Raw genomic sequence first — 10,517 nt, forward strand, 5'->3', positions numbered from 1 at the left:
GTTTGTTCGCTGCCTGGAGCTGCTGTGCGATAGTAAGTGACTCTCCCGGTGTACGTGAGCCTGCACCTGTGTCTATTTCCCCGATCCGTGCCTTTTGCACCCACGTCCCAGCGTCCCTTTGGGGATGCACAGCTCATCTGCTGCTGCCTTGGTGCCAATCTCCTTTGCGAGCTTTATTGCCTGCTTTTTAAACTCTTCATCATATTGTTTTCCTGTTCCCATTGATGACACACTCCTTTGTTTTTATTATACTTTGATTGTTTTGTATGTGTCAAGTTTTATTATACAGGATTAGATAGACGGTAGAGATGAGCACAGTCTTGACAAATATGAAGGTTTTCCGAACTATTACCGCAAAGAGCTTTTTGAGATAGATGTTAATGGCGAAAAGAAGGAGTGTATGGCATATCTGATGAACAACGGTCACATTTCGCCACCGATGAGCTATTATTACAACGTCATAAAGCAGGGATATGAGGCGAACGGTATGGATACAAGCTATCTGAGGGCGGCTCTTGAAAAGTCGGTTTGCGAACAGTATTTTGATGAAGAGATGGACGAGGAATTTGACGAAGATGATGATCTTCAAATGAAGCTTTAAGGAGATTGATTAAATGAGATACAAGGATTTTTATGTGAGAATTACGCCAGACAAATATATCCCCAGGGTTGACAAAAAAGGTGATAAAATTCTCTGTGAGGGCTTTTTGATACGGATTTTTGCTGATGAAAATGGGCAGGACGAGATCGACAATTTTACTGCTGCGGTGGGGTTTGAGATACTGGAGGACAGTTTGGCTGAGGCGGAACAGTTGGCGAAGGATTTTGTGGAGTGTGAGGGGAAGGAGTATCTCAAGGTTGTTAAGTAAGATATATCGTGATTAGATAAAAGGAAACAAGGCAGTATGGAAATTATCGCTTTGTGATCTATTTCACAGTGTTGAATGGATCACAAAGCATTATAGATAAAACGTTTTTCAATTCGCCAAATGCAAGATTTTGCATTATTTGACAACCGAAGGCTTTCGTGATATACTATAATCAAATCGTTATAATGGAATACAATGTATATTAACTGTACTCGAGCATTTAGAAGATAACGTACAAAGTAATAGCAGAAAAAACTGAGACAAGTAACGATACCGCTCATGATACACAATATTGGGGTAAAATAGAGAAAAGACAAAGCACTTGACGGTAAATATGCATTACTAAAACGTGTTGTGAAAATTGATTTAGAAATGTTGAATCTAGATTATTTTATTGAATGATTGGAGAAATCAAAATGGACTGGACAAAATTTAATACTCATGGACAATCATTTAATGATGCATTTGAAGTTATGTGTAATATCCTTTTTGAAGGATGGTGCAAGAGTGAATATAAAGATACTTTGAAATACTTTTCATTTGTTAATGGAAAAGGCGGAGATGGTGGAGTAGAGGCTTATGGAGTACTGGCCTCTGGAGAAGTAATTGGAGTACAGTCAAAATGGTTTCCAAATAAGATGGACGATTCTCAATTTAACCAAATTAAAAATTCTTTTAAAACAGCTGTAAAAGTCAGACCGGAGATTACAAGATATATTGTTTGTATTCCAAGAGATTTATCTTCTAAAAGAGTGGTTAAGAATAATGAAATAGCGAAGACCACAGAAGAAAGTAAGTGGTTGGATTTAGTTGAGAATTTTAAGGAAACAAATCCTTCTGTTTCAGTTGAATTGTGGGATGAAACCACTATTCAAGCGAAACTGATGACACAAGAAACTTTAGGATGTTATAAATATTGGTTTGAAAACACGAATGTGTTTGAAGCAGAGATTGAAAATTCATTTGAGAGAGCGATAAACGGATGGGCGAAAACAAAGTATATACCCGACCTATATTCAACTGGTTACATTCATGACAAATTAGAAATTTTCATAGGGAATTATAGCGTCGTAAAGAGGCGATATAATGGAACGCAAAAGATACTGTCTATTTTTGATTCCCTAAAAAAAGCGTATATGGACATCTTGAAACTTGAGTTTTCTGAACAAGAGAAACCTATTGCTGAAAAAATAAAACTGGATATTGATGTTTTAAACAAATGGATATCCCAATTTAAAAGCATAGAAGAGATTGTAGTTGATGGCGCAGAAGTTGAAAAAAAATTTATTGATGATAGATTTGAACTAAATTGTTCAGTTTCTGAATTAAAAAATTGCTCATTGTCTTTTCGTTATTATTCACATTTTGCACCTGCTATAGAGGTGCTCGGAAACATTGTGAATGAGGTGTATGAGTGTTGTCAAGAGTTGAATAGTGATTTTGATAATCGAATCATTTTTCTTGGAAATCAAGGTACTGGGAAAACATTTGGGATTATAGCAGAAGCTAACATATTGTTAAACGAAAAGAGCCATTTGCCAATCTTGGTTCGTGCTAAAGAGTTTTCGACAGGTGATACTTGGTTATCTATTCTGACGAAAACGTTAGGGTTAGCCAGTACATGGAGTGATAGAGAACTTCTTAAGGCTTTAGAAAATGCAGCGTTGCTAAGAAATAAATCAAATGATACTAGCGAAACAGTTAATATACAGCCCAAATGTCTGATTTGTGTTGATGGAATAGAAGAATCTGCATCTTGGCCTTTTTGGGAGGAGCGAATCGAAGAGGCAAAAGCTTATGAAAAAGATTTTGCTGGCATAAAATTCGTTTTTTTGTCACGTCCATATGTTTTCCCAGATTATTTTAAACGAGATTATAGATCTTGTTTTTGCTGCATGCCAAGTTTCGGTGACATAAATGTGCAAGACCTTTTTGATACTTATATTGATTATTACAACATAGACTTAGACAGGAACATCTGGATAAAAGGAATGCTAAGAACGCCGATGGCGCTCAAGTTGTTCTGTGACATATATAAAAATTCAAAGGTGGGATCTTTGTCTAAAAACTCAGTGGTAATAACAAAGCTATTTCAAAAAAAAATAAATTCTATTGAGATTGTATATAGAAAGGCAGGAAAAGAAACTGATAGTCAAGGTATGGTTATGACCACTCTTGTTATGGTGGCAAACATGCTTACTGATAAAATGGAGCTTTCATATGATGAAATTTATAGTGCATGCAAAGAGCCTATAAAGAGTCATCTGGAAGATATCTTGAAATTTGTAGAGGAAGAAGGATTTATATACTCCCGACAAAGTCAGAAAGATGTTTTTAGCATACCGGAAACTAAATATTCATGGGGTATGCAACCAGCGTTCGATTATCTCATGGCAAGGAAATTATTTGATGCGATAAAAGAGAATAAGACTATTGAGGCCAAATATACGAATGGAATTTATCAGATGCTTTCTCTCATTGCGATAGAGGAAGATAAGAAGCTTATATCTGAATATTCTAATATAAGCCTAAGTGATGAGACAACGTTTGATTTGATTTGTTATGCATTGGCAAACACTTCTGTTGAGATTGCGTCAGTATATCGTGATTATGTAAAAGAACTGATGAATTATTCCTCAGAAGAATTTCGAGAAATATTTGATAGAATTATTATGCCGACAAGTAATGTTCCGGATCATCCGTTAGGAAGTATATTGCTTGATGAATTTTTGAGAGGTTTTGAAAAGCCAGCTCAAAGAGATATCTGGTGGTCTATACCAACTTACTTGATAGATAGTAATGATTCTTATTGGAGATGTTATACGGAAATTGATACATCTAATATAAAGTTGTCAAATGATGATAATTACTTAGGGTTACCACTTATTTTAGTATGGCGTCTTTCTTCTGTGGACAATGATGTTAGAAAAGAGTGCAGATTAAAACTTACTGAATGGGGAATAAATAACTCTGAACAATTTTTTAATCTGTGTACTTATTGTGCAGATATTAATGATGAGCAAATCATAGAAGATGTTTTTTCTGTTGCTTATGGAATTGCATTGGGGCAAAATGTACAAGATAAATATCTAATCAGTCTTTCAGATTGGATTATGGACAATGTCTTCTCAGATGAAGGGTTAGTTAGGTATGAAAATGTTGTAGTTAGATACTATTGTACAGGTATTGTTAAAATGGCAATCTACAAAAGGGTTTATGATATAGACGTAGAAAATAAAATTATACCACCATATACTTATCAAGCAAGTATTATGCCTGCTTGTGAAGAAGCCTTTGATGCAGGAAGAATGTCTGGTTATGACCCTATAGATTATGATCTTGCTAGATATGTTTTATGTGATCAATTTGATTGCTTTTTTAGGCCTGACCATAAAACCAACAGTTATTCTGAGAAAACTGAAAAACTGATTGATGAATACAGGCGGAAATATAAGAGAAAGTCATTAGAGATGGAAGGTTTGATTATATCGATAGCATATCAGTATTTGTTGAATCAAGGATGGAATAAAAAAGAATTTTGGGAATACAAAGTTAAGAAAAATATCGGAGTAGACGTTGCAATTAGAAGAACATTTTATCCAGCTACACATGGCGAACGGTCTAAGATAATGAGTGTTGCTGAAAAGTATGTGTGGTGTGCGAGACATCGCATAGAAGCGGTACTGGCAAATATTACGAAGAGTAGCGACTACTGTGGAAATGCAGCATATATCAATGACTATTCGGATTTGGAGAGTTCCATAAATAATGCATATCAGGATTACATTAATTATAAGCAAAGAGACCAAAAAGAAAGTTGGATTCATACAGATCAATTGGTACGCACTCAGAATGAAGACTATTCAAAAAAAAGCATTGAAGCATGGATGTCAGACGAAGACGTACCGAGGTTTTCTGCGTGGTTTGAAGATAATCAAGGAGAAGAAATACTTTATGCTTATACAAACATTTCTAATGATTCAGCTGGCATTGAAGAAACAATTTGGATATCTTCAGGTGTTGTTCAGCGTGCTGAATTTGATGATTTTATAAAACTAGTGAACATTTATTGGGAATCAAGGATCGATTTATTAAATGTTGAAAAATTTCATGCATGGCAGGATTGTCAATGTTATTGTACTCCACAAGAAGTTTGTACTATCCAAAGTCATAAAGAAGTAGAAAATAGCATTTCTATTGAAACAGATGGCGTTGCAGTAAAACTACATAAATTAGTGACAGAATGCACAACTGAACATGCAGAAGATATCGAGAGTATATTTGAGTTGCCTAGTAGATTATTAAGGGAGTTAACAGGAATCACATATGGTGACGGTTATCAATATTTGAATAAAGAAAGCGAACAGCTTGCTAGGTATATAAGCGTAGGGAAGAATTGGAAGAATCAGCAGAAATATCTATTGATGAATATGGAAACTTTAAGAAATGCACTTGATCAAAACCAATATACGATGTTCTGGTTGTTTAGAGTATATCGTTCGCCGTCGAATAAAGCTTATGAAACTTTTGGTAGAGATATTATGCATGACACTGATAGAAGTTTTGTAGTTTGGCTAGATGGAGATGAATACAAATATGTTGAACTACAAAAAAATTGAGCCACCTCGTACAAAAACAGGCGAATACGAATCCATATTAAAAAATTACTGTTCTGATGTTGAGCAATAAAAAAGATATACTCAAAAAAGCATATATGTTTTGTAACAGACAAATTTTGTATGACAGAAGTGTTGCTTGTAAATTAAGCAAATGAAGAAGTATTATTTGACGTATATTTCATTTGATTGGGTAGAGTTTAGTCATCTATTTTATAGTCACAACACATAACAGGACACCAATTTTGATACAATTCGTATCTTGATTGGTGTCCGTTTTCTTTATCCGAAAGTCCTTGTTTAATGGGATTTGTCAACACAATTTAACGAAAGCAGGCAATAAAGCTCGCAAAGGAGATTGGCACCAAGGCAGCAGATGAGCTGCACATCCCCAAAGGGACGCTGGGGACGTGGGTGCAAAAGGCGCGGATCGGGGAAATAGACACAGGTGCAGGCTTACGTACACCAGGAGAGTCACTTACTATCGCACAGCAGCTTCAGGCAGCAAACAAGCGGATCAAAGAGCTTGAAAAGAAAAACCGTGAGCTTGAAGAGCTTAATGAATTTCTGGAGTAAGCATCTGTTTTTTTCGCTGCGAACCGTCGGAAGTCATGAAAGAAGAACGGTTAAAGTTCATTTCCAAGACGTTAATTTTCATTTACTGCGTCACACATACGCTACTGTTTGTATTGAGAATGGCTTTGATGCTAAAACTGTCAGCGAGTTGCTAGGTCATTCTAATGTTAATATTACACTTAACCACTATGTTCACTCATCGCTTGATACAAAAAAGAAATATGTTGAAAAACTTAATTTTGTAGCTTAAAAGTTTTTAGCCGTCAGAAACATCTGATTGGTAGTAAATAATGCATGATTTTACGTTGATTTTTTGCCTTTTTGCCTGTAGGTGCAGATTTTGCGAAAGAAAAACAGCTGATCTATGCATTCACAAGCACAGATCAGCTGTTTTTCTTTATTGTATATCCATATGATTTTCTTCTTTCTCCCCCAACTCCATTTTCTTTCTCCGAATAACCCTCATCAGTTTTCTGTCAACTATGCTTTGTAAGTCTTTACGATCGTTGTCATAACTATCCTGAATACACCTACTAAGACTAACAAACAAACTAAAAATCGTATTCGCAAGCAGATCATTCTCAAACTTCGATATGTCGGCCAGCATAGCCTGTGCATACTCGTTGCCGTCATTTGCAGACTTTGTGAACCATTCGACAGCTTTTTCCTTATCTCGTTCAATGTCCTTAGCCCCGAAAAGATAGATCCTGCCAAGCTGATAACTTGCCCAATGATTTTTGGCAGCACAATTCTCAAAATAATTGACAGCTTTTTGTATATCATACTTTTCTTCCTGCAAATACAGCTTTGCAAGTGCATACTGCGTATACTCGCTATCTTCTGCCAAGAGCAAATACTTTTCTGCTTTGTCCAGATTTTGAGGCATTATCTCGCCCTGCAAATAAATTTTTCCTAGTCTGTAACTAGCAATGACATCTCCGCTGTCTGCACACTCAGTAAGCAAGGCTATTCCTTTTTCAATGTCCTGCTCCAAATGTTCTCCTGAAATATATTCAAGTGCAAGAAACCTCTTTGCATTAATGTTTTTAAGTTTGACAGCTTTCTCAATCAATTTTACTGCACTATCCGTATCTTGCGGAATGTGTTCACCTGTCAAAAGTGCTTTGCCATACTCAAAAAAGCCGTTCTTGTTATTCATTTCAGCTGAACGTTTGAAGTATTCGATCGCTTTTGTAACATCTGAGTCTGTTCCAAATCCAACTTGAACATCTGTCCCAATTTGTAAAACAGATCGTCGTTCGCCATATCATCGCTTTCGATTTTCAAGAATCCCGACAAAGCTTGTTTGTAATATCTCTGTGCTGTATCGTTATCTTTGGTTACATACTCTCCATATCTGTACATTTGAGCGATAGAATAAGCCGCATAAGGCTGCCCCTGAGATGATGATCTCTGATACCAAAGAAAAGCCTGCGACAGATCTTTCTCTATACCGCTGCCATAGTAATACAGATTAGCAAGGCTGAATTGAGCAAACTTGTTTTTCTGTTTTGCCGATCTTTCAAACCACTCAAAGGCTTTTTCATAATCCTGCTCCGTACCAAGACCATAACAAAACATTTTACCAATACGATACTGAACATATGGCTTTAATTTCTTAGAGTTTGGTTCTATTCGCAAAAAGCCCTGCAAAGCCTGTGTGTATTTTGCAATAGACATTTCTTCGTTCCTTTCGCCAAGCTTGTCGGTAGAATAAAGCTTTCCAAGATCGTAAACAGCCAAAACATTTCCACTCTGTGATTCAGATAACAAAAGCTGTTCTGCTTTCTTAAAATCATTGAGCTTAGCGTCTTTGCCATAGATAAGCTTGCAGGCTTTTTTGTATTGATCGTTCCATTTGATATAGTATTTTATTGCCGCAGCCGATTCGTCTGTTTCTTTCTCTTCCAACGGTTCTGCGTCATCAAACAGAGGTGACATATCCTGAGGCGTATTATCAATGTATTCATCATTTGGTTCAGATCCTTCAATTTCAGTATTTGCATCAAATGGTTTCATATTAAGTACTGTACGAATTATCATATTCCGCACCGGCTGAAAAACTTTGTTATCTGCTAGTTTTGGAAGTTCTGTTTCCTTTTGGGTATACGTCTTGTATTTCAAACGTTCAAGACCGCACCATTTCTCATAGAGCTGTTGTATATTTTCATCTTTTGCAAGCTCTGAAAATATTTTATTGACGGTTTCCTTTATCTCCATTGGAAGATAGCCGTAAACTTTTTTGCCTTTCACATTCTGTAATTGGATATATAGTTTTCTGATAAGTTCTTCAAGCTGTGGATCTGTATGATCATTACTTGCGATCATATTTACAATGCTTTCAAATTCGTTTTTGGAAACCGCTTTCAATTCATCACGGCTTACTGTCTGTTCCTGATAAATGCTTTGCAGATCATCATGAAAAATATCGTTTGCAAATACCGAACGCACTTTATCTATTCCAGCCTTTGTCAGAAAGCCTTGCTTTGGATTTGTTGAATAAACAAGCAAATGGATATGAGGATGATGAGTAGTATCGTGGTAAGCGGCGTACCACTTCAAATTGCAAAGTGGGATATTCTGTGCTTTGGCAATATCTGAAATATGCCTTTTCACAAGCTCACGCCAGGCGTCTGAATTATCAAAGCCAAGCCTTACAGCATCTTCACGGCGAAGTGAAACAACGTGTGACCAAACATTGCCTTTATGTTCAGCTATCTCATTTGCCGCTTGATTCAGAATTATTGGCTCGTCCTTTTCGTTAAACAAGCCGTGCGAACCTCTCTTTTCAACGCCCGGACGCATAGCCATATACCCGACAAAATTCTGTCGGTCTCCAACCACGTCCGCATTGCGTTCTACTATCGTGCTTATCAATTCACCGGCATTCTCAATGGTCGGTTTCCTTTCATAGTCCTCATACTCAAGGTATCTTTTTGATTCAGGAAAGTCATTTATCAGGTCGTTAATAAGCTTTTCTTGATTTTTAGTTGCATTGGCATTTCTGTCAACAAATTTTTGACTTCGTATCTCGACAGTTTCACGGGTAGCAATGTACTTTGTATAGTTTCTGCGTTTTGTTTTATTCTTCTGATTTCCGCTTTTCAGATAACGGCTCGTAACGATAAGCTGCGACATTTTACACCTTCCTTATGATAATAAGCACCGCAAAGTTACATTTCACTACATTTCACCAAATAATTTTGACATTTCACAGCACGATGTATTCTTATATGATATAATACTATTAGTTGTAACATATCACTGAAAATCCATTTTGTTTCTTGGGTGCTTGGTCTTTAAGATCTCTTTTTGCTTTGACGATGTGACGTGCGTGTAGATCTGAGTCGTGGTTATCGAGCTGTGACCCAACATTCTTTGTATGTAACGAATATCCACGTCCTCTTCCAAAAGCAGAGTGGCAAACGAGTGACGGAACATATGGGGCGTTATGTGCATTTCAACACCGCATTGACTGCAATATGAACTCAGCATATTTCTTACGGACTGCTCTGTCATTCTTCTGCCGAGCTTATTGACGAAGAAGTACCCTGACACTGAGATCTTATCTTCAAAAAGCAGTCTGTACCTTTTAAGTATGCTGAGAACAGCCATATTTTCCACGGGTATAAGGCGTTCTTTTGAGCCTTTGCCGTAAAACTTAACGGAGCGTCCCAAAAGATCAACATTTTCCGGTTTGAGAGTACATATTTCAGCTATCCTTGCACCTGTGGCAAAGAGCAATTCGATCACAGCGGCATTCCTGACGGCACATTTCATTTGGTAAGCACTTTGGGCTGAACCTATCTGCTGATAAGAAAAAGAAATTATCTTAGCGATCACGTCGAGAGGTATCGTTTTTGGCAGCAGCACAGGTTCTCTGATCGAAGTTTCGAGCTTATCAAATGGGTTAAAATCTATGTAGTCTTGCAGCAAAAGAAAGTGGATAAAAGCTTTTAGAGTAGCAAGCTTACGCTTTACGGTTTTTGGTTTGTAGTTTTTATTCAGGCACTCGATGTAATCCCACAATGCTTGTTTTGAAAGCGTATCGGAAAACAGTGCATACTGCGAAAGGTCAATTTTGTATGCACGAACAGTTTTGTCGCTAAGTTTTTTATGGTAACGGCAATAATCAAGAAATTGGTCTACAAAAGGTCTATATTCAAACATCAAAACAGCTCCTTAAAATTTTATGAGGCAAAGCAATTTGGTCAACATTCACAAAAAGCACAAAGGCTTGCGAATAAAATTGCTTTTAAACCTACCTTATATTATATCAGAGTTGTTTGAGTTCGACAAATTTAGACGATTTGTGAATTTTCACAAAGTTTTCAAAAGTCGATTTACTTTTTTAGGAAAGTGTGATATGGTATTATATGTGACGGGAGTTATTGAAGGATAACTACAAATTATCAATAGGAGTAGATAGTAAGATGATTATGATAATTTTTTATTC

The 10,517-nt window shown here is 36.6% G+C and carries 9 protein-coding genes; 5 read left to right on the forward strand and 4 right to left on the reverse strand.

Features of this window, described 5'->3' with window-relative positions:
* Nucleotides 1-72: 72 nt before the first annotated feature.
* Nucleotides 73-222 carry a hypothetical protein gene (locus DW793_RS14810; protein WP_181988377.1) on the reverse strand — a complete coding sequence of 50 codons (150 nt, stop codon included), beginning with the start codon at nucleotides 220-222 and terminating at the stop codon, nucleotides 73-75.
* Between the two features lie 73 nt (nucleotides 223-295).
* Here DW793_RS14810 and DW793_RS13005 point away from each other — a divergent pair, with 73 nt between their 5' ends.
* From DW793_RS13005 to DW793_RS13020, 5 genes are all read left to right on the forward strand, one after another.
* A complete protein-coding gene (locus tag DW793_RS13005; protein WP_118158389.1) occupies nucleotides 296-601 on the forward strand; it encodes a gamma-glutamylcyclotransferase in 306 nt (101 codons plus the stop codon).
* Nucleotides 602-614: 13 nt separating this feature from the next.
* Nucleotides 615-869, forward strand: coding sequence for a hypothetical protein (locus DW793_RS13010; protein WP_118158390.1), 255 nt, complete (start codon nucleotides 615-617; stop codon nucleotides 867-869).
* Nucleotides 870-1,285: 416 nt separating this feature from the next.
* Nucleotides 1,286-5,488 (forward strand): hypothetical protein, encoded by a 4,203-nt coding sequence (locus tag DW793_RS13015; RefSeq protein ID WP_118158391.1) that lies wholly within the window; start codon nucleotides 1,286-1,288, stop codon nucleotides 5,486-5,488.
* A gap of 411 nt (nucleotides 5,489-5,899) precedes the next feature.
* Nucleotides 5,900-6,061, forward strand: a complete 162-nt coding sequence (locus tag DW793_RS14815; RefSeq protein WP_181988378.1) for a hypothetical protein — start codon at nucleotides 5,900-5,902, stop codon at nucleotides 6,059-6,061.
* The gene (locus tag DW793_RS13020) at nucleotides 6,045-6,311 is read left to right on the forward strand and encodes a tyrosine-type recombinase/integrase (protein ID WP_118158392.1); all 267 of its coding nucleotides are present in this window, start codon (nucleotides 6,045-6,047) and stop codon (nucleotides 6,309-6,311) included. The genes DW793_RS14815 and DW793_RS13020 overlap by 17 nt, the downstream gene beginning before the upstream one ends.
* Nucleotides 6,312-6,458: 147 nt before the next feature.
* Here DW793_RS13020 and DW793_RS13025 read toward each other — a convergent pair whose 3' ends face one another.
* From DW793_RS13025 to DW793_RS13035, 3 genes are all read right to left on the reverse strand, one after another.
* Complete coding sequence (locus DW793_RS13025; protein ID WP_118158393.1) at nucleotides 6,459-7,220, reverse strand: tetratricopeptide repeat protein; 762 nt, start codon at nucleotides 7,218-7,220, stop codon at nucleotides 6,459-6,461.
* Nucleotides 7,217-9,199 carry a MobP3 family relaxase gene (gene mobP3, locus DW793_RS13030; RefSeq protein WP_118158394.1) on the reverse strand — a complete coding sequence of 661 codons (1,983 nt, stop codon included), beginning with the start codon at nucleotides 9,197-9,199 and terminating at the stop codon, nucleotides 7,217-7,219. Before mobP3 ends, DW793_RS13025 begins: the two co-directional genes overlap by 4 nt.
* A gap of 123 nt (nucleotides 9,200-9,322) precedes the next feature.
* Nucleotides 9,323-10,231 carry a tyrosine-type recombinase/integrase gene (locus DW793_RS13035; protein ID WP_118158395.1) on the reverse strand — a complete coding sequence of 303 codons (909 nt, stop codon included), beginning with the start codon at nucleotides 10,229-10,231 and terminating at the stop codon, nucleotides 9,323-9,325.
* Nucleotides 10,232-10,517: the final 286 nt, after the last annotated feature.

This window comes from Ruminococcus sp. AM31-15AC (assembly GCF_003462045.1).
GTDB lineage: Bacteria > Bacillota > Clostridia > Oscillospirales > Ruminococcaceae > Hominimerdicola > Hominimerdicola aceti.